Origin of the sequence: Spiroplasma platyhelix PALS-1, assembly GCF_021496725.1 — a bacterium.
Classification (GTDB): domain Bacteria; phylum Bacillota_I; class Bacilli_A; order Mycoplasmatales; family VBWQ01; genus Spiroplasma_D; species Spiroplasma_D platyhelix.
Genome location: NZ_CP051215.1, coordinates 585,394 through 610,551, shown reverse-complemented (window position 1 = coordinate 610,551; position 25,158 = coordinate 585,394). Strand labels below are relative to the sequence as shown.

Annotated in this window: 22 protein-coding genes and 7 tRNA genes; 22 read left to right on the top strand and 7 right to left on the bottom strand. The window is 29.1% G+C overall.

The window, feature by feature from the left end; genetic code table 4:
• Window positions 1–168 precede the first annotated feature (168 nt).
• The 10 genes from SPLAT_RS02930 (at window position 169) to SPLAT_RS02885 (ending at window position 13,400) form a co-directional block, all read left to right on the top strand.
• Entirely contained in the window at window positions 169–4,872 is a 4,704-nt protein-coding gene (locus tag SPLAT_RS02930) for an ABC transporter permease (protein ID WP_168104908.1), read from the top strand.
• A gap of 86 nt (window positions 4,873–4,958) precedes the next feature.
• Entirely contained in the window at window positions 4,959–5,945 is a 987-nt protein-coding gene (gene ftsY / locus SPLAT_RS02925; protein WP_168104907.1) for a signal recognition particle-docking protein FtsY, read from the top strand.
• Window positions 5,938–6,252 (top strand): YlxM family DNA-binding protein, encoded by a 315-nt coding sequence (gene ylxM / locus SPLAT_RS02920; protein ID WP_168104906.1) that lies wholly within the window; start codon window positions 5,938–5,940, stop codon window positions 6,250–6,252. The genes ftsY and ylxM overlap by 8 nt, the downstream gene beginning before the upstream one ends.
• 26 nt (window positions 6,253–6,278) lie before the next feature.
• Window positions 6,279–7,109, top strand: coding sequence for a TIGR00282 family metallophosphoesterase (locus tag SPLAT_RS02915; RefSeq protein ID WP_168104905.1), 831 nt, complete (start codon window positions 6,279–6,281; stop codon window positions 7,107–7,109).
• Between the two features lie 21 nt (window positions 7,110–7,130).
• Window positions 7,131–8,093, top strand: coding sequence for an alpha/beta fold hydrolase (locus SPLAT_RS02910; RefSeq protein WP_168104904.1), 963 nt, complete (start codon window positions 7,131–7,133; stop codon window positions 8,091–8,093).
• A gap of 22 nt (window positions 8,094–8,115) precedes the next feature.
• Window positions 8,116–9,312, top strand: coding sequence for a methionine adenosyltransferase (metK, locus tag SPLAT_RS02905; protein ID WP_168104903.1), 1,197 nt, complete (start codon window positions 8,116–8,118; stop codon window positions 9,310–9,312).
• A 120-nt stretch (window positions 9,313–9,432) separates the two neighbouring features.
• A complete protein-coding gene (locus SPLAT_RS02900; protein WP_168104902.1) occupies window positions 9,433–10,056 on the top strand; it encodes a hypothetical protein in 624 nt (207 codons plus the stop codon).
• Entirely contained in the window at window positions 10,057–10,659 is a 603-nt protein-coding gene (locus SPLAT_RS02895; protein WP_168104901.1) for a hypothetical protein, read from the top strand.
• A gap of 88 nt (window positions 10,660–10,747) precedes the next feature.
• Window positions 10,748–12,445: a phospho-sugar mutase gene (locus SPLAT_RS02890; RefSeq protein ID WP_168104900.1), complete on the top strand. Its 1,698-nt coding sequence runs from the start codon at window positions 10,748–10,750 to the stop codon at window positions 12,443–12,445.
• The gene (locus SPLAT_RS02885) at window positions 12,438–13,400 is read left to right on the top strand and encodes a 3'-5' exoribonuclease YhaM family protein (protein WP_168104899.1); all 963 of its coding nucleotides are present in this window, start codon (window positions 12,438–12,440) and stop codon (window positions 13,398–13,400) included. Before SPLAT_RS02890 ends, SPLAT_RS02885 begins: the two co-directional genes overlap by 8 nt.
• A 40-nt stretch (window positions 13,401–13,440) precedes the next feature.
• On the opposite strand, the gene SPLAT_RS02880 is transcribed toward SPLAT_RS02885, so the two are convergent.
• From SPLAT_RS02880 to SPLAT_RS02865, 4 genes are all read right to left on the bottom strand, one after another.
• On the bottom strand, window positions 13,441–13,818 hold the full coding sequence (locus tag SPLAT_RS02880) for a hypothetical protein (RefSeq protein WP_168104898.1): 378 nt from the start codon (window positions 13,816–13,818) through the stop codon (window positions 13,441–13,443).
• Between the two features lie 7 nt (window positions 13,819–13,825).
• Complete coding sequence (locus tag SPLAT_RS02875) at window positions 13,826–14,260, bottom strand: HIT family protein (RefSeq protein WP_168104897.1); 435 nt, start codon at window positions 14,258–14,260, stop codon at window positions 13,826–13,828.
• An 87-nt stretch (window positions 14,261–14,347) separates the two neighbouring features.
• The gene (locus tag SPLAT_RS02870) at window positions 14,348–16,096 is read right to left on the bottom strand and encodes a hypothetical protein (RefSeq protein WP_168104896.1); all 1,749 of its coding nucleotides are present in this window, start codon (window positions 16,094–16,096) and stop codon (window positions 14,348–14,350) included.
• An 11-nt stretch (window positions 16,097–16,107) separates the two neighbouring features.
• Window positions 16,108–18,162 (bottom strand): hypothetical protein, encoded by a 2,055-nt coding sequence (locus SPLAT_RS02865; protein ID WP_168104895.1) that lies wholly within the window; start codon window positions 18,160–18,162, stop codon window positions 16,108–16,110.
• A 223-nt stretch (window positions 18,163–18,385) separates the two neighbouring features.
• Between SPLAT_RS02865 and SPLAT_RS02860 the strand changes: the two genes are divergently transcribed.
• The 5 genes from SPLAT_RS02860 (at window position 18,386) to SPLAT_RS02840 (ending at window position 22,585) form a co-directional block, all read left to right on the top strand.
• Window positions 18,386–19,666 (top strand): aminotransferase class V-fold PLP-dependent enzyme, encoded by a 1,281-nt coding sequence (locus tag SPLAT_RS02860; protein WP_168104894.1) that lies wholly within the window; start codon window positions 18,386–18,388, stop codon window positions 19,664–19,666.
• A complete protein-coding gene (gene sufU / locus SPLAT_RS02855) occupies window positions 19,650–20,096 on the top strand; it encodes a Fe-S cluster assembly sulfur transfer protein SufU (protein ID WP_168104893.1) in 447 nt (148 codons plus the stop codon). Before SPLAT_RS02860 ends, sufU begins: the two co-directional genes overlap by 17 nt.
• Window positions 20,096–20,656 carry a 5-formyltetrahydrofolate cyclo-ligase gene (locus SPLAT_RS02850; protein WP_168104892.1) on the top strand — a complete coding sequence of 187 codons (561 nt, stop codon included), beginning with the start codon at window positions 20,096–20,098 and terminating at the stop codon, window positions 20,654–20,656. The genes sufU and SPLAT_RS02850 overlap by 1 nt, the downstream gene beginning before the upstream one ends.
• A 167-nt stretch (window positions 20,657–20,823) precedes the next feature.
• Window positions 20,824–21,171 carry a S1 RNA-binding domain-containing protein gene (locus SPLAT_RS02845; RefSeq protein WP_168104891.1) on the top strand — a complete coding sequence of 116 codons (348 nt, stop codon included), beginning with the start codon at window positions 20,824–20,826 and terminating at the stop codon, window positions 21,169–21,171.
• A 106-nt stretch (window positions 21,172–21,277) separates the two neighbouring features.
• Window positions 21,278–22,585 carry a glucose-6-phosphate isomerase gene (locus tag SPLAT_RS02840; RefSeq protein WP_168104890.1) on the top strand — a complete coding sequence of 436 codons (1,308 nt, stop codon included), beginning with the start codon at window positions 21,278–21,280 and terminating at the stop codon, window positions 22,583–22,585.
• Between the two features lie 41 nt (window positions 22,586–22,626).
• Here SPLAT_RS02840 and SPLAT_RS02835 read toward each other — a convergent pair whose 3' ends face one another.
• Window positions 22,627–22,944 carry a hypothetical protein gene (locus SPLAT_RS02835; RefSeq protein WP_168104889.1) on the bottom strand — a complete coding sequence of 106 codons (318 nt, stop codon included), beginning with the start codon at window positions 22,942–22,944 and terminating at the stop codon, window positions 22,627–22,629.
• A 152-nt stretch (window positions 22,945–23,096) separates the two neighbouring features.
• Between SPLAT_RS02835 and SPLAT_RS02830 the strand changes: the two genes are divergently transcribed.
• From SPLAT_RS02830 to SPLAT_RS02800, 7 genes are all read left to right on the top strand, one after another.
• A tRNA-Val gene (locus tag SPLAT_RS02830) sits at window positions 23,097–23,170 on the top strand.
• 22 nt (window positions 23,171–23,192) lie between these two features.
• A tRNA-Thr gene (locus tag SPLAT_RS02825) sits at window positions 23,193–23,269 on the top strand.
• A 1-nt stretch (window position 23,270) separates the two neighbouring features.
• Window positions 23,271–23,357, top strand: a tRNA-Tyr gene (locus SPLAT_RS02820).
• Between the two features lie 11 nt (window positions 23,358–23,368).
• Window positions 23,369–23,443: transfer RNA gene (locus SPLAT_RS02815), tRNA-Gln, on the top strand.
• A gap of 17 nt (window positions 23,444–23,460) precedes the next feature.
• A tRNA-Lys gene (locus SPLAT_RS02810) sits at window positions 23,461–23,535 on the top strand.
• A 20-nt stretch (window positions 23,536–23,555) separates the two neighbouring features.
• A tRNA-Leu gene (locus tag SPLAT_RS02805) sits at window positions 23,556–23,643 on the top strand.
• Between the two features lie 59 nt (window positions 23,644–23,702).
• A tRNA-Leu gene (locus tag SPLAT_RS02800) sits at window positions 23,703–23,784 on the top strand.
• Window positions 23,785–23,871: 87 nt separating this feature from the next.
• On the opposite strand, the gene SPLAT_RS02795 is transcribed toward SPLAT_RS02800, so the two are convergent.
• Window positions 23,872–24,228, bottom strand: a complete 357-nt coding sequence (locus tag SPLAT_RS02795; protein WP_168104888.1) for a hypothetical protein — start codon at window positions 24,226–24,228, stop codon at window positions 23,872–23,874.
• Window positions 24,229–24,230: 2 nt separating this feature from the next.
• Window positions 24,231–25,019: a polysaccharide deacetylase family protein gene (locus tag SPLAT_RS02790; protein WP_168104887.1), complete on the bottom strand. Its 789-nt coding sequence runs from the start codon at window positions 25,017–25,019 to the stop codon at window positions 24,231–24,233.
• Window positions 25,020–25,158: the final 139 nt, after the last annotated feature.

Here is a 25,158-nt window from a genome sequence, read left to right as displayed (position 1 = left end):
TCCTTCAATTCGCAGATTATAAATATTTTACTTGAATTATTAATTTTTACAGAATAAAAAATAATTTAATGATAAAATTTAATGACAAAATAATCAAGACTCTTTTAAAAAATAAAATATGTTATTATGTAAAATAGATTATCTAGTTGGTTTTAAAAGGAGCATATTATGGCAAAAAATAAAAGTGATAATGAACAAAATATTCTCCTTAATCAAGAAGAAAATAACATTACTAATAATATTAAAAAAAAGAATAAATGACGTTTTTGAGAACATTCTTTACTTTTAAAGCAAACTTTAATTACAGCGTGAAAAACTAAACTACAGTTAGTAATTTTATTATTACTAACTGCTTTTGCGACTTCTTTAGTTACAGGTTCTTGGATTTCTTATCAAAGAATTGTTGAGGGACAAAACACTTTACAACTATCTGATGCAAATTTTGATGCTGTATTGCCTACTACTTATAGTAAGGCTAGTCAACCTGTTAGTCAAATTGCAAATCAAGCTTTTAGTTTAAAACTTGGAAGACTTTACTATCAAGAAGTAGATTCTGAAGATTCAGTTGCTGTTTATTTTGACAACACGATTATTGGTCAAGAACTTCAACCTTTAAGTAATAGAGATTTAAAAATAACTTATATTAGAGATAGCAACAATCATATTACTGGGATTGAAACCTTTCAATGAGATAATCTTAGTCAACCATTAGAATTTAATCTTAATAATGCTAATGTTAAGGGTAGTATGTATGGCCAGTTAATGCTTAAAGCTAGTCAAACTAATAATAAAGAATTAAAGAATAATTATTTAAGAGCTGCTTCAGATTTATATAACAGCTTATTTGTTAATTATTCTGCTGGACAAATTTTAGCTTCAGTACGACTTTATTTTGAACAATGAATTACAAAATATAGTACTGATACTATTTTGGATCAATCTGATGATGAATTTACAACTTTTTTATTAATGAATAAGATTAATTATCGTGGTTCTGCTGATCCAAATAGAGATTTAAGAATTCCTAATGAAGTAAATCTTGCAACAGACACTACTAATGTTTTAAGAGATAAAATTGTTCAAGAAACTGACGATAATCCAAGGCTAACAGAAAGAGGCAGTGAAGATTTTGGGATGAATGGTCAATGAATGATTATTTATCGTAATTTTGCTATGAATCCACAACCAAATTCTGATGTCATTAAAGATTTTGCTAATCAATACAAGTCACCAAGCAATTATAATTTGCTTAATGATGGTAATGATCCTAGTGTCTACTCAGTTTTTTTTGCTCGAGGTGCAGCTGCTTTACAAAATCGAGAAATTAATGTTGTTAATCAATTTGTAACAACATCTGGAGTTGAAGCAAACACAGGTAAATCGCTTAGTGTTAAGGTTGTTAACTTAGGATTAAAAAAAATTCATAATGATGTTAACTTGAAAATTTTTGAAGGAATTTATCCATCAAGTAGTAATGAAATAGCAATTTCTCCACAATATGCTAGAACTTATGGTATTAAACCAGGAGATACTATCAACATTAGTAATCGACCTTTTATTGTTAGCGGAATTGGGGGAGATGCTTATAATATTTACCCACTTATTAATTCGCTTGATCCAATTCCTAATACAAGAAATGAATTTATTGCTTATGTTCGACCAGATTCATTTTATGATAGTACTTGAATTGAAGCTAAGGATAAGACTGATGTTAGTTTAATGTATTTTCTTCCTTGAAAAAATGTTCCTGTACCAGGATTTGATACTAATTATTTTAATGATTACTATCAAAGAACAATTTTTTCTGATAACAAACTTAATGACCGTTCTCAATATGATTATGATCAATATTTAATTGAGAAATATATTAGAAACAATCCAGACTATCAAAGTAAGTATCAACTTAATGCTAATTTAGTAGTTGTTCAAGGTGATAGTCAATTTGATGTTTATGCAAGAGGAAGAACAATGCTTAGTTCAGTTTTACTTGGCTTTAAGTATCTTGTGTACATTGGTGTAGTCTTTTTAGTGCTAATTGTTATCTTTATTACTTATTTGATTATTAAAAAAGCAATTCAAAAAGGTCAGGTTTCAATGGGAATCTTGAAATCTTCTGGTTATTCAACTTGAAGTATTATTGTTTCTTATTTGGCTTATCCACTTGTTGTTCTTTTTATTGCGATTCCAATTGGTTGATTTGTTGGTCTAGCAATTCAGATTTATTTTACTGAGATTTTTAATACTCTTTTTATCTTGCCTTATAATGTTTTAAATTTTAATATTGTGCCTTTATTCATTTCAATTGCTCTTATTTGTGGCTTTGTGCTGATCACTACTTTAATTACTGGTTACAAAATGTTGCAAAAAGAACCATTGATTTTAATGAAAAAAGATAGTGATATTGAAGTAAGTAATAAAAATAAAATTGGTTGATTGCAAGAGAAATTTAAAGATAAATTTAAATCTCGCTTTATTTTATCGCTATCACGAACTAGTTGAAAAAAAATTACAATAACCTCAGTAGTAATAGCAGTGGCTACTTTAGCAATTACTGCTACTGTTTCAGTTCCTGCAACGATTAATAGTATGAGTGCTAATTATTTTAAGACTCAAAAATATAAAAATTACTATCAGTATCAAACGCCAGTTTCTAATATGCCATTAAGCAAGTACGGTCTGTATGCTTGAAATAATTTTAATAAACCAACTGATGAACCTTACTATCCTGTTTCAGGAGGTATGCCTTGGCCTGAAGATGTCATCATAAATGGTTCTGATGGTACTAATTTAGCTTGATACAATCCATTAGAGTATCAAAAAACAGGAAATAGCAACAATTTTGCTGAAATTGTTAAGTTTTTTACTTCCGATACAGCTGAAAGAACTAAAATTATTAATCAAGTAGGAGAAGCAATATCAAAAACTGGTGCACTAGATATGAACTTTTTAAGTTGATCTTATAGTTGAATGGGAGGTAGAGTTTTTAGCAATGCTTTGATTAAGGATTTAGCTGAATTAGATTTAAGTGATGATAAGAGTTTTTCTAATAGTTTGATTACTTTTGCTACTCTTGTCCTACCAGGAATTCTTGGAGTTTCTAATCCAGGAGTTCCACCAAGTCCAGATGCAATTGTTGAAATTTTAAAGCAAACCCTACCAGGATTTATGCGTCAAGTGTTAGATAGTAAAGGTCCTAATGCTTATGATTATTTTGCTATTGGTCATAATTCAATTGCTTATAATCCAAATTATAGTACTGAAGTTGCAGGCCCAGAAGAAGAACTAGTAACTCAGTTTCAATTAGCGTCAGCAGATAGTAATTTAGTTAATCGAGGTTTGCTTGATATTGAAGGTATTAATCCAGAAACAAAAATGTTAGTTATGAAATCAGGTTTAGCGCAAAATTTAAAATATGCTAGTACAGCCAACACTATTCCAATGGTCATCAATCGTTCTTTTGCAGCAAGATTTAATTTAGGTGTTGGTGATCAGTTTAACGGTCATCCAAAAGTTAAAACATTGTACTATAAGAATAATCAAGGAAAATTACGTCCAATTCCAAAAAATAATTGATACTATGGTGCCAATCCAGTTGGTGCATCAGATGATGGCGCAAAATCAATTTGAAATAAGTCTGCCAATAAATGAAATGCTCGTGGTAGAAAAAATATTGAAGATACTGACTATTCTGATACTTATGGCTATCAATACAATGGTGTTTACAATAACAAAGGGGAAAGAGAATTAGATGATGATCCAACAGATTGAAATAATACTAATAATGTTTGATTAAAACTTCCTGCTGATATTACTGGAGCTGTTAAATCAGGAACACTTAGAAGTTCTGATACATCAAAAAATTTACCATTTAAAGTTTCTAATATTGGCGTTCAAGATGGAGATACATGATGAGTTCAACCTTTTTCTTATCATGTTGCTGATGAATATTTCAATGAAGACATTGATCCAACTAGTTTACTACTTACTAGAATTCCTGAATGATATGGTGCAATGTTAGATCAAGAAAATTTAGTGGTGGACTATAATTTACATGATAATTTTGCTTCAGAGATTGAAACTAATATGCCAGAATGATGATCAAGTATTGTTGGTTCAAATCCAGTTACTAATTATCGTGTGATTGGAATTCAAGATTCTTATGACACACCAAAAGCATATATTGATCAAAAGTGAGCTAATTTAATTGCTGGTTACAGTTACTATGATGTTCGTACTGAAGCAAAAGATCCAATGTATGCTCCAGGAATCTATCAATGATTTAGTGGTAAACTTAGTGCTTCAGATGATATTTATGATATTGTAGGAAGGATGGCTTTTAAACGGAATGCTGATGACTATAGTATTTATTCAATGTCTGGACTTAGAGGTAACGTTGAAGAGCCAATTGTTGCTAATAGTGACTTGCTACTAAGAAAAAAAGAAATGCTAAATAAGATGGCAGAGATTGCTTTAAGTGCGAGTTTACTGTTTATTGTCACGACTGTTATTTGTGCAATTCTAATTGTCATAATGATTACTGATTCATTCACTGATCAATTTCGTATCTTTATGGCTAGAATGAAAGCAGAAGGTTACACTAATAAAGAAATTAACTCCTTTACTTTAGGTATCTTTACTCCATGAGCTTTTGTTGGCTATGTAGTTGGGTATGGATTAGGATTCTTATCAGTCTTTGGATTCATTCAAATCATTACGCGATTTGCTGGATTGGCATTTCCTTTTTCATTCATTTGATGAATTATTCCTTTAAGTTTTGGAATCATCGCTCTGATTTATTTTTCAACATATATCATTAATAATCATCAATTGAACAAAATGAATCTGATTGGTTTATTGAAGTCAGATGAATAAAAAAACATCTAATTAAAGATGTTTTTTTATTTTTTCTATTTATTGTATAATTATGTTTATTGATGTAGTACATGTAGGTGAATAAAATGGCAATTTTTGCAAAATTAAAAGCAAAACTATTTGGTGTGAAAAATGATAAGTATGATCAAGGATTAAAAAAATCTCGTTTGTCGTTTACCCAAAAATTAAAAGCTTTATCTTCTAAACATAAAATAGTTAATCAAGAATATTTTGATGAGTTAGAAGAAATTTTAATTAGTGCTGATGTTGGTCATAAGATGGCTTCAAAAATTGTGAGTGAAATTAATCAAGAAGCTAGAAAAAGAAAAATTAGTCAATCAGCAGAAATTAACAACATCATCATAGATAAAATATTTGCAATTTATACTGATGAAGAAGTTGTTTCAACAAAACTTAATTTTAATGATAAAGGGCTAACATGCTTTTTAATTGTTGGCGTGAATGGTAGTGGTAAGACAACTACACTAGCAAAATTAGCTTATAAATTAAAAGATTTAGGTAAGAAACCATTATTAGTTGCAGCAGATACGTTTCGTGCTGGTGCAGTTGAACAATTAAAGTTATGATCTGAAAAATTAGATGTAGCAATTCAAATGCCAATAAAACCACAGCAAGATCCAGGAAGTGTAGTTTTTCAAGGACTTGAGCAAGCATTAAAAAATAATTATGATGTTGTGCTAATTGATACAGCAGGGCGATTAGAAAATAAAGTTAATTTAATGCAAGAATTAAATAAAATTAATAAAATTATCAAGCAAAAGTTAGGTCATGAACCTGATGAAGTACTTTTAGTTTTGGATGCAACAACAGGTCAGAATGGTATCATTCAAGCGCAAGAGTTTGAAAAAATTGTTCCTGTTTCAGCAATTGTTCTAACAAAAATGGATGGAACAGCCAAAGGTGGAATTATCTTAGCAATTAAAGAATATTTAGATTTACCTGTTAAGTTAGTTGGTCTTGGAGAACAAGCTACTGATTTAGAAGAATTTGATTTAGAGCAGTACCTTTACAATCTAACAAGAGATTTATTTACTGGAGCAGATGATGAATAGTTTACATTTAGAAAAAGTTGAGCATTACTACAGCCTTTTTGCTCTTTATCACCCGCTACTAACTGACAAACAACAAAAATATTTTCGTGAGTATTTTTTAAATAACCTTTCTTTACAAGAAATAGCAAAGTCGCTTAAAGTATCAAGGAATGCTGTTTCAGATAGTTTACAAAAAACAATGAAGTTGTTAGATGAGTATGAAAAAAAACTACATTTATATAAAAAATATCAAGCTCGAAAAAAGATTTATGATAAACATTTAGATTCTCAATTTGTACTTAAACTACAAGAAATTGATAAAATATAATCATATATATATAGAAAGGAGCAACTATGAAATTTTTAATTATTGGTGACATTTATAGTGCTGAAGGCAGAACAATGGTTAAGCAATGAATTCCTGAGATTAAGGACTACTTAGCTCAACAAAATCAAACGCTTGATTTTATTATTGCTAACGGAGAAAACATCACTCATGGTAAGTCAATCTCTTTGCAACACTATAAAGAATTAAAAAAACTTGGTGTTGATGTGATTACTTCTGGAAACCATATTTTTGCTCCAACAACTAATGTTGTTAGTTATATTGATGATCATAAAGATCTTTTACGACCATTAAATTACAATCCCTACCAGCCAGGAAATGGAACAGTTTTAGTTACTAAGAATAAGAAAAAGATTCGTGTTACTAATATGATTGGTCGCACTTTTATGGATCGTTCTGATAATCCTTATTTTGCGTTAGAGACACTATTAGACTTAGAAAAAAATAATAAAAAAGAACGCAGTGATATTCATATTATTGATTTTCATGCTGAAGCAACAGCAGAAAAGATAGCTTATGCTTGATATTTTGATGGTAAAATTAGTTGTCTTGTTGGGACACATACTCATGTGCAAACAGCAGATAATCGTTTACTGCCAAAAGGAACTGCGTTCATTAGTGATATTGGGATGACAGGAGTTTACGATTCAATTATTGGAGCTAAGCCTGAAGAAGTAATTTATCGTGAAAGAACTGCTCTTCCAGCTAAATTTCAACCTGCTTCAGGTAAAGGGCAGTTTTGTGCAGTAGTACTAACAATTGATGATACAACTAACAAAGCACTAAAATTAGAACGAATTTTTATTAAGCCAGATAGCAATCAAATAGTATTGTATTAATTAGATTTAGGTGATTTTCAAATGAAAGATTTTTTTCTTGCTAACAATGGATTATATTTAATTATTTTTGCAGTAATTTTAGTAGTACTGCTTTTTACTTTGCGTTTTGTTCAAATCAAAAAAATTCCCAAAGATAAAGTTGAAGTTGTTCAAGCAGCAGAGTTACGTGATAAATTTGTTTTGACTAGAGATCAATATGAATTAAAAATCTATAAAGAAATAAATCAACAAAGTTCAATCATCTTAGTTGGTGTTCATAACTTACAAGGCCAAAAAGATGATTTTAAATTATTAAGTAAACTTTGTAAGCAAGAGCAATGATCTTTAATTGCTTTTGATCGTCGTGGTGTTGGAAAGAATCGTGATGAATGAAAGTTTCGTTCATTAAATACTGACATCAATGATACAAAAGATGTTGTTGCTGCAATTAGAGCAAAGTATCCTAATCATAAAATTATTTTATTTGGTGAAGCAATTGGAGCAGCAATTGCTAGTTATGCAAGTAAGAACAACAAAAATGTTGACGGATTGATTATTAGTAACTTAATCACTAAAAGTAATTTGTATCCAATTTCTTTAGGTTTATATATTCGTTTTTTAATTGGTTTTTTGTTTACTAGTAACATCAAATTGCCATTTGATATTGATCCAGAAGATATTTCAAGTAATCAGGCTTATCTAACTAATATGAATCAAAGATACACTTTAAAGCAAGATTGATCATTAAAATTTTTAAGTCAATTAAAACAAATCAATAAAAAAGCACCAAAAGTTATTCGTAATTTAAAGCAACCAACTTTAATTTTACAAAGTGGCGATGATGTTTTTAGTGATTTTCATCAATTAAAAGTTTTAAATAAAAAATGGAAGTCACATCAAAAATATCACTTTATTTTTAGTGGCAAACATGCTTTAATTAATGAACCGGAAATAAAAGATGTTTTTACTCAAGAGATTCAACCATGAGTAAAAAATTTACTTTAAACAAAGAAAGGTTTTAAAAAAAATGACAGTAAAAGAAAATCTCAATCATCATTTATTTACTAGTGAGTCAGTTGCTCCTGGTCACCCAGATAAGATTTGTGATCAAATTTCAGATGGTATTTTAGATGCAATTTTAGCAATTGATCGCAATGCTAAAGTTGCATGTGAAGCTTTTATCACAACAAATTTTCTTTTAATTGGTGGTGAAGTTCATAGCACCAAATTAGCAACAATCAATATTAAAGAACTAGCAGAAAAAACTGCTAAAGCAATTTTAATTGAGTTGGGTTACGACAATGATGAAATTGGCTTTAATGCTAACACTTGTGAAATTAAAGTTTTAATTCATGAGCAATCACCAGAAATTCTTCATGCAGTAGAACAAGCTAATCATCAAATTGGTGCTGGAGACCAAGGAATTATGTTTGGCTATGCATGTTTAGAAACTAAAAACTATATGCCTTTAGCAATTGTTTTAGCACATGAATTACTAATTAGAGCTAATGAATTAAGAAAAAAAGGATTATTTAAATATGCCAGAGTTGACATGAAAGCTCAAGTAACAATTGATCAAGAAGATAAGAATAATTTACAAATTCATACAATGTTGATGAGTGTTCAACATACTCCTGATTGCCATAAAGAAGAATTTGAAAAATTTATTAAAGAAGAAATTATGTTTTTTGTTGCTAAGAAATATCAATTGAACCTTGATTTTAATATTTTAATCAATCCAACGGGGAAGTTTGTTATTGGTGGTCCAACTGGAGATACGGGGCTTACAGGAAGAAAAATTATTGTTGATACATATGGTGGTAAGGCACCTCATGGTGGTGGTGCTTTCTCTGGAAAAGATCCAACCAAGGTTGATCGTAGTGGCGCTTATTTTGCTAGATATATTGCTAAGAATATTGTTGCTGCAGAACTAGCTAAGGTTTGTGAGGTTCAACTTGCTTATGCGATTGGAATGCCTAACCCAATATCGGTTTTTGTTGACACTTCTGGTACAGTTGCGCAAGGGTTAACTGAAAAAGATTTAATCAAAATAATCTGTGAGAATTTTGATTGTAGTATTAAAGGTATTATTGATCACTTGCAACTTTTAGATCAAAAGTATCAGCCACTAGCAGTTTTTGGTCATTTTGGTCGTGAAGATTTAAATTTAGCTTGAGAGAAACTAGATAAAGTTGAAACTTTAAAAAGATATTTAATCAAATAAGTTTTTCAATTTAAAATTATAATTTTAAAACGAAATGGAATTTTAATTAAAATTCCATTTTTTATATTTAACTTAATATTTCTTTGATATCATTTATTAATATAAAGGGAGTTGTTGATAATGAAAAAAATTGAAGAATTAATAGATTTTAAATTAAATGAAAAACAAGATTATGATAAATATTCTCAAATTAGAGGACAGCAATTATATTTATTCATAGGCAAATATTTATACAAAGAAGATATTAAACTTAACTATTGTTATGTAAAAGATTTGATTAGATATGATAAAAGATTAAAAGATAATTTATATGTTTATTTAGGTACTTTTGAAGATTATTTAAAAACTTTAATTTATGAAAAAACAAATTATTCTGTTAATAAAAAATTTCAATTAAGTGAAGAAATTGATCATAGTTCATTTATAGAAATTAATACTAAAGAAAGTTATGATTTAGCAAAATTAATTATAATTTTGGAAGAAATAGAAGGGGCTAAAAAAGAAGAAATTAAGGATTTTAGAAAAATTAAGGATTTTAGAAATAAAGTTATGCATCATAATTTTTTATTGCTTAAATATGAAGAAAAAAAGAAAATTCAATCTAGAATTGTTTGATTAAAAGATAACATTTTAATGTTAAAAAAATATTTGCCAAAAGATTATCAAAACAATTTCATTAAAGATATTAATAATTGTAAGAAAAAACTTTTATTAGAAAAATCTTATAAATTGGAGGAATTATAAATGCAATTGAAATATTTAGTTAAAAAAGAAACTAAATTATATAAAAAAGAATTTATTGATAAAGCAAATGAAATAATAAAACTGGCAAGAAATGATTTCTCTATTTGTTTTACTTTGGTTGGTAGTAGTAAAAGAAATATGATTTTAATTAGAGAAGATATTCCAAATCCTTCTTTTGATTTTGATTATCAACTTTTAATCACTAATAATAAAGATAATAAAAGTGCTAAAGAAATAAAAGATTATTTCATGAAATTATTTCAAAAAAAATTTGAAACTAAAAATTGAAAAGTTCAAGATTCAACTTCAGCAATAACTATTAAAAAGAAAAATAATAATTATTCTTATGATGTTGCTATTGTACAACAAAATCTTAAAACTTTAAAAGCAGATATACTAAAACATTATAAAACAAATAATGAACACAAATATTCTTGAGAAACAATTCGTGAGTATAAAACTTATAGACAAAATTTGAAAAAAATAAAAGGTGTTGATTTGTGAAATGAATTAAGAGAAATTTATAAAGATAAAAAGACAAATAATAATGAAACTAAATCATATTTACTTTTTATTCAATCTGTTAATGAACTTGTAAAATAATAATTATTAATAATTAAAATAATAGATAATTTATTCTTGCTAAGAACTTAGATATAATTAATATAGTAGTTATGGAAGGAAAATAATAATGGATTTGCCTGAAAATTATCTAATTTGAAAAAAACAAATGCTACCAAAACATTTAGCAGAACAACTAGCACAAATGAGTCGAGAAGAAATTATTGAAGCCTTCACTAGTAATTTAGAATTTGGTACAGCAGGTATGCGAGGTACAGTTGGTCCAGGAACAAGTAGAATTAATGAGGTTACAATTATTAAGGCAACTACTGCTGTGGTTGAGTATTTAAAAACACAATTTTCAAAAGAAGAACTGAAAGAACGAGGTGTTGTAATTGCTCATGATAATCGTCATTTCTCAAAAGAATTTGCTTTGTTGACAGCACAAATTTTAGCGCATCAAGGTGTCTTAGCTTATTTATTTAAAGATAACGATTTGCGTCCAACGCCAGTGCTATCATATAGCATTAGAAAAATAAATGCGGTTACTGGGATTGTCATCACAGCCAGTCACAATCCACCAGAATATAATGGCTATAAAATTTATGATCAAAATGGTTGTCAGTTTCTACCAGATGTAACTAATATTATTGCTGATAATATGTTGAAATTAAAAGATCAATTTGAGTTTAATTTTAGTTATGATGAGACTTTAATTAAAGAAGTGCCGCTAGCAATTGAAGAACAATACCGTAATGATATTAAAAGTTTACAATTTTATCCTAATGAAAAGCGTAACATCAAAATTGTTTTTTCTAACTTACATGGAACATCAAGAGAATGGGTGCTACCAATTTTAAAAGAGTGTGGGTATGAAGTAATCATAGTCAAAGAACAAGCGGATTATGATCCTGATTTTAAAGGAGTTGTTTCGCCAAATCCTGAAATAAAAGCAACTTTTGGGTTAGCAATTAAATATGCTAAAGAGAATGATGCTGATTTAGTAATTTTAAACGATCCTGATGCTGATCGAATTGGAATTGCCGTTAAACATCAAGGAAAGTATGTTTTATTAAATGGTAATGAAACAGCACCAATCTTATTAGAATATCTTTTAAGTCACTATCAAAAAAGCAACACTATGCCTAAAAATCCTGTAATGTATAATACTTTTGTTACTGGAACGCTATCAGATCAAGTTGCTAAGAGTTATGATTGTCAAGTAATTAAAACTCTAACGGGATTTAAATGAATTGGTGCAGAAATTTTAAAAGAAAAGCAACGAGGAATCAACTTTGTTTTTGGGTTTGAAGAAGCTTATGGTTATGTGATTAAAGATATCACTAGAGATAAAGATGGAATTCAAGCAGCAATGGTTCTAGCAGAAGCTTGTTGATACTATTTGCAGCAATCTAAGACTTTAATTGATGTTTTAACTTGAATTTATCAGAAATTTGGTTATTATTATTGCTATACAGTTAATTTAGTTTTAAAAGGTCAAAGTGGTCAAAAACAAATTGCTAGTATGATTGATATTTTAAGAAAAGAAGATATTAAATCACTAGCACAGAATGTTTTAGAAAAAAAAGAAGACTATTTAAATGGTCTCTATAATATGCCAGGGCAAAACTTATTAAAATTTTATTTTCAAGATGGTTCATGATTTGCTGTTCGACCTAGTGGAACAGAACCAAAAATTAAGTTCTATTTTGTTTGTATTGATAACAGTATTGCCCAAGCAAAAGCTAAGATGCATAATATGTATCATGATTTAGCAGAAAATTATTTAAAACTTACTGTGACAAAGGAGCAGTTAAACGATGATTAAAGATATTATTGCCAACACCACCAACATAAAACTAACAGTAATTATTAGACGTGCCTTACAAGGAGTAGCAAGTAATAATAATCCCTATCTTACTTTAATTTTACAAGATAATACAGGAATTATTAATGCAAGGTTATGAGATGTTTCAGCTACTGATATCGAAGCATTAGTTGCTGGACAAGTTGTGACTATTAGTGCTAATAGTTTACTTTATAATAATGAGTTACAATTAAAAATTAATGACTATCAAGTGCTATCAGGAAAAGAAGCCGAGAAGCACTATCAAAATTTAGTTATCAGTGCTCCAATTAATGTTGAAAAAGAATGAAAAGATTTACTTAAAACTGTTGAAGATTTTGATGATGCAATTTTAAAGAAAGTTGTTCTACATTTATTAAAGCAAAATGAAAAAGATTTCACTACTAGACCTGCTGCAGTTAGAATGCATCATAATGTTAGAAGTGGATTGTTATGACACACAGCAACAATGTTGAAAACAGCAAAAGAAATTGTCAAGGTCTATCATGATCGTGAGATTAATCAAGACTTGCTCTATGCAGGAGTGATTATGCATGATTTTGGCAAGATTTGAGAATTAAGTTCACAGTTGATTACTAACTTCACCTTACAAGGAAATATGCAAGGACATATTGTTTTGGGCAGTGAGCAAATTGGTTTAGCTTGTCGAACATTAAAAATTAACGAGCAAGAGCCAATTATTCTTTTATTGCAACATTTAGTGCTAGCAAGTCATGGTAAGTATGAGTTTGGTTCACCTGTGCTACCAAAGGTTTTAGAAGCTGAGATTCTCCATCAACTTGATAATTTAGATGCTAAGATCACTATTATTGATGATGCTTTGAAACCGCTTAACTCTGGAATGGCAACTAATCGTCTACTAGCTTTAGAAGGTCGTATTTTCTACAAGCATGAAGGTGAAAAGAAAAAAAAGTAAAAAAAATGATGATTTTAATTCATCATTTTTTTATTTCTAACTAACCTTGAAGGATTCAGAAGATTGATCCAATGGCCATTAAAATATGAGGCAGTGGATTTAGATATGTTCAAGCTGACTTGTAGTCGACTCCTTCTCCCACAAAAAACCCAATAACAATAATAAGTGATAGTGCAGCAAGGCAAATAGCTCATATTCTTGATCATCAACCTGGCATTGTTGAAAATGGAATTAAAATGTAGAATAGACCAATTAAAATCAATAATTGTCAAGAAGCATTTCATCCATAAATTTTATTGTCGATAACTTTAGAAGCAACAAGGATACCATAGATGATAATTCATAAAGCTCCGATAGCCATTAATATTTTAGAAATTGTAAATTGTTTTTTTAATCAATTTTTTGTACCTGATTTCATAATTTATTTATTCCTTTCTATTTAAATTTTCTTGTAGTAGTTTTCTTGTTTCTGATAGATTTTTTATTTCATTTTCATTTTTTATATGTTTGACTTGAAATCCTTGATCAACATTAAACTTTGGGATGACATGGATATGAAAATGAAAAACCATTTGGTTAGCTGCTTTACCATTGTTGATAATGATATTGAATCCTTTGATTTGATTAGAGAAGATTGTCAGTAGTTTTTTAGCTATTTTTTGTGCAGTAATGTTAGTTGCACAAATGTCTGTCTCACTAGTTTCAATTCAGGTGTCAGAATGGTTTTTTGGTACTACGAGAATATGAGCTTTTTCTACCGGGAAGATATCAAGAAAAGCTGCTGTGTTTTCATCTTGATAGATTAGATCTCGATTATCTTTAATAATTTGACAAAAAAGGCAATCAGCTTTTTCTTGCATATTTTACACCTCGTTCTAATTATAACTTATTTAAAAAAAATCTAATTATAAGTAAATAAAAGACATGTGTTCCATGTCTTTTTAGCTTTAATAGTATTCCTTCACTGCGTTTCAGAAATCGATATTGTAGATATTTTCTTTTCTAATAAATTTTGGATAAAGAACTTTGGCAGCTAAAGTAAAGTTAGTTGCTGCAACTTCTTTATTAGGATTTGTTTCTGCTTGTGAAGCAAGGAAATAAATCATTTGTCAGAAAGTATTTCATTTCATATTTTGATAGTATTCATAGTTTGGATCAGCGTCTGGATTAGTTGCTGTTACATCTGGACCACGCATGTATTTTGAGAAATTAGAACTTGAAATCTTACTATTTTCTCCAATATTTCAGTATTGAATAAAGCTCCCATAATCTTCATCTTTATTGATAGTAAGAGATTCATCAGTTGAACTATAGTAATTGAAGTCAAGATTTTGAACAACATCAATTCAATAAATTGGTGCTGAATAAGCAAAGCTACCGCGATTATTTTTAGATCAATAGTGGGTATCATCATTAGTGTTAATTCTTCATCCACTGATTTTATTGTTACTTTTATCATCGGTATTTGTAACTGCGCCGTTGTAATCTTTGCTGCTAGTGTCGCTAACATAGGCATTAAGTCCTAAGATTGGATCAACAGTATTTTTTATTTTTTGATCACTACCTGCTAATCTAGTTAAGAAAAGTGGATTTAAAGTTAGTGGGTCACTTGCACTTGTTCCACCTGTGATTAATTCAGGTAATGAAGGTGTAGCACTAGTTCATGCACTTTCAAGATTTTGAGCATTACTTATACTAGTAGTGTAATCTCATACTAGTTTATAGTTTGAATTTCAAACAGAATTTGGACCTCAATTTTGTAGTTGAGCAGCATACTTTGTGTTATCAATTTGAATAGTAGCAGAATTACTATTGTTATTAATTTTTAAAATTGAATTTAAGATATTTGCCATTGTAAATAGTGTTTCATTTAATTGTGGCAAAATTTGTGAATAGTAGTATTGTTGGTATCTAAAACGTAATCATCATTTAAAACGTTCTAAACTTTTTTGATATTTAACAACATTGTTGTTTTCTAATGTTGGTGGTAGTTGTTCTTCTGGTCCTGGATTATCTCAGATTGGATTTCCATTAGTTAAATAGTTAAGTTCTTTATTATAATTTTCATCAGCATGTTTAGCAATTCTTTGAATTTGCTCATCAATTTTAGGGTTAGCTAAATTTTCGTCTGAATATAAATGAGTTGAAGTAAAGACTTCGTCTGGATTATTCACTAAGTCAGGGTTGCCATCGGGACTATCTTGACTGTAGAATGGACTCTTGCTATAGTCAAATTTTGTTGTGCCCATTTGATGTCAGTTATTTGTTTGGAAAATTAATTTATTAGTGTAAACTTTACGATCAAAACTTTGGCCACTGTTGACAGTATTAAAATAATCAGCAGCTAAAAGATTAAGTCCAAGATTATCTTTAATTCTAGTGAAGGCTGCGTTAGCATCGGCTTCAGAATAATTTAATTTCTCACGGAAGAAATTATAAAATTCTTGTTGAGCCATAATTCCTTCAACTTCTTTTTTAATAAAATCCATCCCTTGTTTGAAAGCACTACTAAATTGTGACTTAGCGCTAACACTATAGTTTACACCAACGAAATCAAAAAGAATTCGATCTTGAAGGTCATTTGATAGATCTGCTTGATAGCGACTAATTTCAGTAGTACAAGCTGCTACTAATATTGCTGGTCCTGAAAATAAGGCGATTGAAGCTAGTAGTGGTAAAAATTTATTTTTTTTCATTATTTCACCTTCTATCTTTGAATACTATTTGGATCGTAATATCAAATAGTTTGAGCAGCAACATTATTTAAATAAATTTTGATATCTTCTGGGTCTAATCGAGCAGCAGGACCATTAGCATAATCTTTGCCTTCTCAAGTTTCATTTAGATCGGTAATATTTTTTATTAAAGTATCGTTGCTAACAATTCCTTGTTGTAGACTTCATCGTCTTTTGTATGTTGATGAGAATCATGTTTTCATTGAATCAATAAATTGGTAAATTCGATCATCTGAAGCATTAATATCATCATCTAATAGAACTGATACATTTCAATGGATGTTGTCGATATTGTTGTTGAAGTACAAAATGTAATCTCATCAAATGTCACTAGAGATGTCACTTGAACCACTGGTAAATTTATTTAAACTTTCATTTAAATCAAAGAAAGTTGTTAGACCTTTAGTATTTCATAATAAGTATTGTGTTTGTAAGTAATCAAGATAAGGAGTATTAGTAAGTCCGCCAGGTCTGTCAGCTAATTTTTTAACATCATCTCAAGTCGCATTTTCTCTTTTAATTGGATCTGAAAGTAATTGAGTATAGTCAGTGATTATGTCTTGTATTGGCGTTGTTGTTTCTACTGTTGAGCTATAAGTAATACCAGGCGTTTGAACAAAATGGATTCCATCTGTATCAATAAACACTGCTACTTTATTTCCATCACTACCACTATGTAAATTAGTATCTGGATCAGCATCTTTCATTCAGACTAGGTCTTTGTAGTTACTTGTATGTGTAGCTGTTGATTCAGTTGTAGTTCTATCAATCACATCAATTAGTGTTTGTAAATTGTTAGCATCAGCAGTGTATTCAGATAAATTATATTGAAGAGTTGTTGCACTTTGTTGACCAACACCTTGAGCACTTGTTACGTAGCGATATAAGTAGTATGAAAAAGAAGGTTTAATGCTTGCAGGGTCACTATTTAATGTAACTAATCCTAAGTCACCAGTTGTTGAAGAAGTAGTAACACTTTTAATTTCATCCATTTGTTCTCTTAATGCGCCTTGAAAACCAAGGCTAGGATTATTAATATTTTTAATAACTGTTGATAGTTCAGTTTCATTAAAGTTGCTTAGTTCGATTTTATCTTTTAAAGCATTATTTTTTTCTGTATCTTTAAAAGGAACAACAATTTGTCTAGTTCAAATTGGGCCTTGATTTTTCATTCATACTTGAGCAATTTTTGCTTGTTGATTACTTAATAAACCTTGGATTGTACTTGAAGGGTCAACTAAATAATCATCGCCAGGTTGCTTTGGTTCATCATTTTTAGTTTTTGCAACTTTAAAAGCTAACTTAATATTACTTGGAGTTGAAGATTCTCTAATTGCTGTTTGTAAAAGTGCAAAAGGTGCTAGATCAGTTTGATTAAAACTTTTAGCTACGATTCATACTTTATCGCCATAAGTTCCAGTATTTATATATTCAGCTAATTCTCCACCAGGATGAACAAATTTATAAATGTCATTTAATCAGATAGTTATCTCAGTAGTATTATAGTATTCGTAGTTATGATAGTTATCACCAACATAATATTGGCTTACGATTGTGTTTGCTTTACCTTTTAAGAGCACATCAAAATAGCGTTGGTAACTACCAGTTGCACCATCTCCACCTTGTGCTGGATCTTTTAAGAAGTTTTTTCATTGTGTTTCTCAACTGCGACCATATTTAGATCTTAAAGAATCTTGAATGTTTTTAATTTGATTTTCTACTGATTGCTTAGCAAATTCATAGTCTTCTGCAAAAGTAGAATTAGTTTTTAAAATTGAAAGACTAATATAATCAACAATATCTTTATATAAAGATTGTCCAATTCCGGTATCAGTATTATCTAATAAGAATTTGTACATATCATCGGCTGTTTTATTTTGTTCACCGTTGATAACGCCATTTCAATCAAAAATAACTACTGTTGTTTGGTCGGCTGTTCCACAAGCTACAGCAGTAACTGCTGATGAGGTCGACAATGTGAAAGCCGCAAGTAAGGCTAGTAAATTGCGCACTTTTTTCACTTCCATTCGCAAAAATCTTTGTTATAAAACAATTTTACTAAATTATATTAACATAAAAAAATTATTAATGAAGATACTTTTTTGATATTTTTGGATTATTTTGTTAAAATAATTTCCTTATGTATCAACTTAAAATTTTTCTAATTTAGTAGTTTTTATTAATGATAGCTTAAGAATGAATTATAATTTTTATATACAAATTATTAATTAATAGTAGGAGCAATGTTTTATGAATAATAACAAGACTTTTTCTGACATTAAGTCTGAATTTCCTTTTTTTAAAAAAAATCGTAACTTAGTCTTTTTTGATAGTGCAGCAACTAGTTTGAAACCGAAAGTGGTAATTGATGCAGTTAACAAATACTATCAAAATTATAGTACTAATACTCATAATCTTGATTTTCCTTTAGCAATTGAAACAAAAGATATTTATGAAAGTTGTCGTCAAGATGTAGCAGATTTTATTCATAGTCAAAAAAATGAAGTAATTTTTTGTCCATCAACAACTTTTGCTTTAAATCAAATTGCTTATAGTTTAGGTCAATATTTAAAAGAAGGTGATGAAGTTGTGTTGACAACTTGTGAGCACAGTTCTTTGTTGTTGCCTTTTTATCGTTTAGCGCAAGAAAAAAAAATAATACTAAAATTTATTGATGTTAGCACTGATGGCTTAATCACAATTACAAATTTAAAAAAAATTCTAACAAAAAAAACACGTATTGTTGCTTTTGCTAGTATGAATAATTCATTAGGAACAATTAATAATGTTAGAGAATTAGCAAAGATAGTTAAGAATTTTAAAATTGAAAAAAAATCACAAGCAGACTGACCATTTGAAAAAGTTTTAGTTTTAATTGATGGAGCTCAATCAATCAGTCATAGTATGACAAATGTTAGTCAATGAGATATTGATTTCTTTACTTTTTCAGCTCATAAACTATTTGGACCAACAGGTATAGCTGTTTGATGAGCAAAAGCAAAATGATTGGATTTGATGCAACCATTAATTTTAGGTGGAGGGATGAATGGTCGTATTTATAAGGATGGAAAATTTACTTTATTAGATCCACCCGATCGTTTTGAAGCAGGTACTCCTAATCTTGCTGGAATTTTTGGATTGCAAGCAGCAATTAAATATGTTAGGGAAATAGGCATAGAAAATATTGCTCAATATGAAAGAGAGTTAAAAAAATATGCTCTTGAGCAATTTAAAAAACATTTAGGTGATAAAGTTGTTGTTTACAATGAAAATCAAGAATCAGGAATTTTATTATTTAATGTTCTTAATGTTGCTGCAGAAGATGTTGCTAATTATTTAGGACATCAAAAAATTGCTTTAAGAAGTGGTAATTTTTGTGCTAAATTACTTTCTGAAGTAATCAATTGTGCTTCAAGTTTGCGAGTTAGTTTTTCAATTTATAACAATAAGCAAGATGTTGATCATTTGATTGCTGCATTGCAAAAAGGATTTAACGATGGTGGTGATTTTTTAAATGAATTCTTTAATTAAAGACAACAATTACTATCGTCAAATAATTGTTGATCATTATAGTAACCCAATTAATAAAGGAATATTAAAAACTAAAGAGAGTTTGACTTTTCATCATTATAGTAATTCATGTGTTGATGATTTTTATTTTGAGATAACATTTAATAAAAATGTAGTTGCTAATGCAAAATTTGAAGGAATAGGTTGCGCAATCTCAACTGCATCAATTGACATTTTTGCTTCATTAATTATTAATAAAACTATTGCTGAAGTACTAACAATTAATGAAAATTATCAAAATATGCTAGCAGCAAAAAAATATCAAGAAAATATTCTTGAAGATTTGCTTGCTTTTAAAAATGTTTTAAAGCAACCTAATAGAATTAGATGTGCTTTAATTATTAGTGAATCAATTAATGAGATTTTGTTAGTTAAGCAAGGTAAGAAATAATGAGTAGTGAAATAAAACAACAATTAAGAATGCAATATCTAAAAATTTTAAAAAATATTGATAGCAAACAAAAAGAACAATGAGATGGAAGTATTTTGCAACAATTTATTAATAGTAAGTACTTTCATGAAGCTAACACAATTGCTTTATATTTTTCTTTGCCTTATGAAGTTGAAACAACTAAAATTATTAAAATTTTGTTAGAGAATAAGAAAAAAGTTGCTTTGCCAAGAATGACAGAACAAAACTTAGTATTTTATTACATCAATAGTCTTGATGAGTTAGTAGTTGATAATCAATGAGAAATTCATCAGCCTAAAGATACTAATCAAGTTGTTGAAACTAAGGATTTGGACTTAATTATTTTGCCTTTATTAGGCTTTAATAAAAAAAATTATCGTCTTGGTCACGGTCGAGGTTATTATGATCGTTTTTTAAGCACTCCTAATTTTAAAGCTTTAAAATTAGCATTGGCTTATAAAATTCAAGAAATTCAACTTGATGTTTTTTTTGTTGATAATTGAGATGTTACTTTTGATGCTCTTATCACTAATAGTTAGCATAAAAATCATTTAGTTTATTCAAGCCAGTAAAATTAAATCCTAAATTTAAAAATAATTCTTAAAATTAGATATTTTTAAAATTAATAAGATGGTATAATAAAATCAAGTATTAATTTAATAATTAATAGTTATATTTTTATCAAAAGAAAGAGGAAAAAATCATTATGATTAAAAATAACGATAACTCTGTTGACGGTAATACAACAGATAATTCAATGACTGATGTTATTGAAGAAAACAACACAAAACCAGTTAGCTTTTCTGTAAATCAAGAAATTGAGGTTACACCTACTGGATTTAAAGAATATGGTGTTTTTTGTGACTGTGGAAACGGTTATACTGGATTAGTACACATTAGTAGAATTACTACTAAGTTTGTAAAGAACGTTTCTGAATACTTTACAATTGGAAAACCTTTTACTGCTAAAGTTATTGAAGTTCACGAAAAAACTAAGAAGTTAAGTTTGAGTACAAAAGAATTTGACTTAGAATCAAATAATTCACAAAATTAGGGTAAAGTAATAAATAAAGTTAAATTCTTAAATAAACAGCAACTAATAGAAAGTTGCTGTTTCTTACAATAATTAATAATTTGTTAAAAAGGAGATAGTAAAATTAATGATACAAGTTGATTTAAAAAATGCTCAGATTAAAGATGAAGAATTATTAAAGTATCAAGAACAAGTAACTTTAATTCATCAAAAATTAGATGCTAATTTAATTCACGAAGATGAATTTTGTGGTTGAATTGATATGCCTTTAAAATATGAAAGAGATTTAAATTATCAAGCTGCTTGACAAACAATGAACACTGTTGCTTCAAGAATTCAAAAAGAAGTTGATGTTTTGTTAGTTATTGGGATCGGGGGATCTTACTTAGGAGCAAGAGCAGCTGTTGATATGGTTCAAGGGTTTTATAATAAAAAATCACCAGTAGAAGTTATTTATGCAGGTAATACTTTAAGTTCAACTTACACTGCACAATTGTTAGATTATTTAGAAAATAAGGAATTTGCAATTAATGTCATCTCAAAATCTGGCACAACTACTGAACCAGCAATTGCTTTTCGTTTATTTAGAAATTTATTAATTAAACAAAAAAAATCAAAAGAAGTTGTGAAGAATCGTATTATCGTTACTACAGATAGTGCAGAAGGAATCTTACATGATTTAGCTAAAGAAGAAGGATATCAAACTTTTGTCATTCCTAATGATATTGGTGGCAGATATTCAGTGCTAACACCAGTTGGACTTTTTCCAATGCTTGTTTCAGGGATTGATGTAGAAAAAGTTTTGATTGGTGCACAAAAGGCCTATCAAGAATGTAAGACTGATAAGATTTTAGTTAATCCAGCTTATAAATATGCAGTTAGTCGCTATCATTTATATCAAGAAAAAAATAAAAGTATTGAAGTGCTAGCAACTTATGAATTGCAACTACAAATGTTTTGCGAGTGATGAAAGCAACTATTTGGTGAGTCAGAAGGCAAAGATAATAAAGCCTTATTTCCAGCAAGTGTTGTTTTCACAACTGACTTACATTCAATGGGACAATTCATTCAAGAAGGATCAAAGATTTTCTTTGAAACTGTAATCTCAGTTAAGAAACCTAATCATGATGTGCCAATTCCTGAGTTAGAAGATGATGAAGATAAGATAAACTACTTAACAAAATATTCCTTACATGATATCAATCTTAAAGCATGTGAAGCAACGATTGCTGCTCATAGTGGCTATCAATTGGGAAATGTTCCTAACATTGTGTTGCAATGAGAAACAATGGATAGTGAAATGTTTGGTTTTGCAGCTTACTTCTTTATGCGTGCTTGTGCAATGAGTGCTAGTTTACTGCAAGTTAATCCATTTAATCAACCAGGTGTTGAAGTTTACAAAAAGAATATGTTTGAATTATTAGGAAAAAAATAGCAAGTAAAATTGCTATTTTTTTATAATAATTTCTTTATTTTTTAAAAGAATAAACGATTGATGATGAATCAAATGATACTAGTTCCTGAAATTACAGGCATTAAGAAGATCACTAGAATAATGCCCATTTTCATAAAGATTAAATTAGCAAGATTGTTAGATTCATAAAATTTTAAACTTTCAATCACACCAATATTACCAACTAAATTAAAGCCATTGAAGATAGTATTAACTCTAACAGTAAGCAGCATAATTGTTCCAGCAATTAAAAAAACTAATCCAATTAAAAATAAAATAATCATTGCTTTTTCTGAAGTTGGAAATTTGCTTCAATTGCTTTTTAATTTTATTGTCTTCATTATCTATTTTCACCATACCTAATTAATATAATTAATTATATCACTATCATCTTTAAGATATTTTTTAAAATCTTACTTAAAAATAATTGTAAAACTAAAAAATATCTATTATAATGAATAAGGTTTTTAAACTACAAGGCTAAAAATCTTTTGGAGCATTAGTTTAATGGTAAAACTCTTGCCTTACAAGCAAGTATTAGCGGTTCAATTCCGTTATGCTCCACCATTTTAAGTTTAAAATTAAATAGGCTGGCGTGGCTCAACTCGGCAGAGCACCTGATTTGTAATCAGGGGGTTGCAGGTTCGATTCCTGTCGCCAGCACCATGGAGGGGTAGCAAAGCCTGGCTAACTGCACCTGACTGTAGATCAGATCTCTTTGAGTTCGGGGGTTCGAATCCCTCCCCCTCCACCATTATTTATGATTGGGGTGTAGCCAAGCGGTAAGGCATAGGACTTTGACTCCTACATGCGATGGTTCAATCCCATCCACCCCAGCCATTTTAAATAAATATTATGCCCTCGTAGCTCAGTGGTAGAGCACCCGGCTTTTAATCGGGGTGTCGCAAGTTCGAGCCTTGCCGGGGGCACCATTAATTTAATCAATAAGTTTGCCCAGATGGTGAAATGGTAGACACGCCGGGCTTAAGATCCGGTAGCTTTTAACGGCTGTGCGAGTTCGAGTCTCGCTCTGGGCACCATTAGTAACTTTTGATATTTAAGAAAGAGAAATTTAATCTTTCTTTTTTTCTAAAGAAATACCCGGATGGCGAAATGGTAGACGCAGCAGATTCAAAACCTGCCGAGAAATCATGTGGGTTCAAGTCCCACTCTGGGTACCAAATTATCTTATTGTAAGAATTTAAAATTAAATTTGCTTTCTTACAATAAGATAATTTATTAAATCATACATAGAAAAAGAACTGAATTTAATTCAGTTCTTTTTTTACTAACTTTGAATTAGTACTGGTGTTCTTTGTTTGTAGAGGTAGAAAAATTAGTATGATGATAGCTAAGATTAAAGCAATAAAGGCAATTCAATTTGCAAGAGTGATTTCTAGATGATAGAGATCAGTAGCAAGGCTAAAAGAGAGAATCTTAAAAACAAATGCAACTAAAATTAGAAATTCATCAAAGAAAATTAAGCAGATGAAAATTCAAAATAAATTTTTTTCGATTGTTTGGTCTTTTAGGATTTTAGCAAGTAAAAAGCCATTAAAACTAGAAAGAATAATAAAAGCTAGAAAAATTAAAATTGTGTAAGTAAGTTCTCATCCTGAAAGCATAATTAAGGCACCAACTTTCCAAAGTTTTTATAGTAACTAGGACTAGCAGGATTAAAAGAAGCAAATTTATAGCCCTTATCTTTTAATGTATGGATTAGTTCACCAAGTCACTCTTGAGCATAATTTCTTGTATGACAAACAAAAATTTGACCAGATTTTAAATGTGACAAATATTCAGAAAGAATTTTTTTCTTTCCTGTTTCTTCTTCTTTATAGTCATGTCCTAAATAGCCACGAATAAAATATTTATTGTTAGTTTTTTCACTAATGTAGTCCATGCCATTAAAATATTGTAAGTATGAAAGACGAGTTGGAACTAATTCTTGATTGATTGAAAGATCTAAAATATCTTGATAGATTTTTTCTAATATTGCGTGTGTTTTATTTAATTCTGCTACTGCTAGTTTTTGTTTGTTGACATAGCGATTGTGAGAATAGGTGTGATTTCCAATTCAAGAAAATGATGGTCCTGTAAGAATTCTTTTTTCTAAACTTAAAAATTCATCGCTTACTGCTTGATTAAAATTATTTAGTCCTTCTTCAATTGTTTTTCCAACTTGAAAAAATGTCCCACTAACATTTTCTGCTTCTAAAATATCTAGAATTTGGTTGTCTGCAGTAGTTTGAGGACCATCATCAAATGTCAGCATCACAACTTTTTCATTGGTACTTATTTTGTTAACTTGATAGTGATAGATAATGCGAGTGCTAACAAAAATATTGAGAATTAATAAAAAAAAGGAAAATAGTACTAGTGATAAGAGTAATAATTTTTTTGTTTTTATTTTCATAAAAAAATAATCCACCATTTCTTGCATTTTTATTAATTATACTAGTTATATTGAGATAATAAGTAAAAAAGTAATTTATAAAAAAGCTTAAAAAACCTGATTGAATCTATTTTATTTTTGTTGTTTTTATTAATATCAT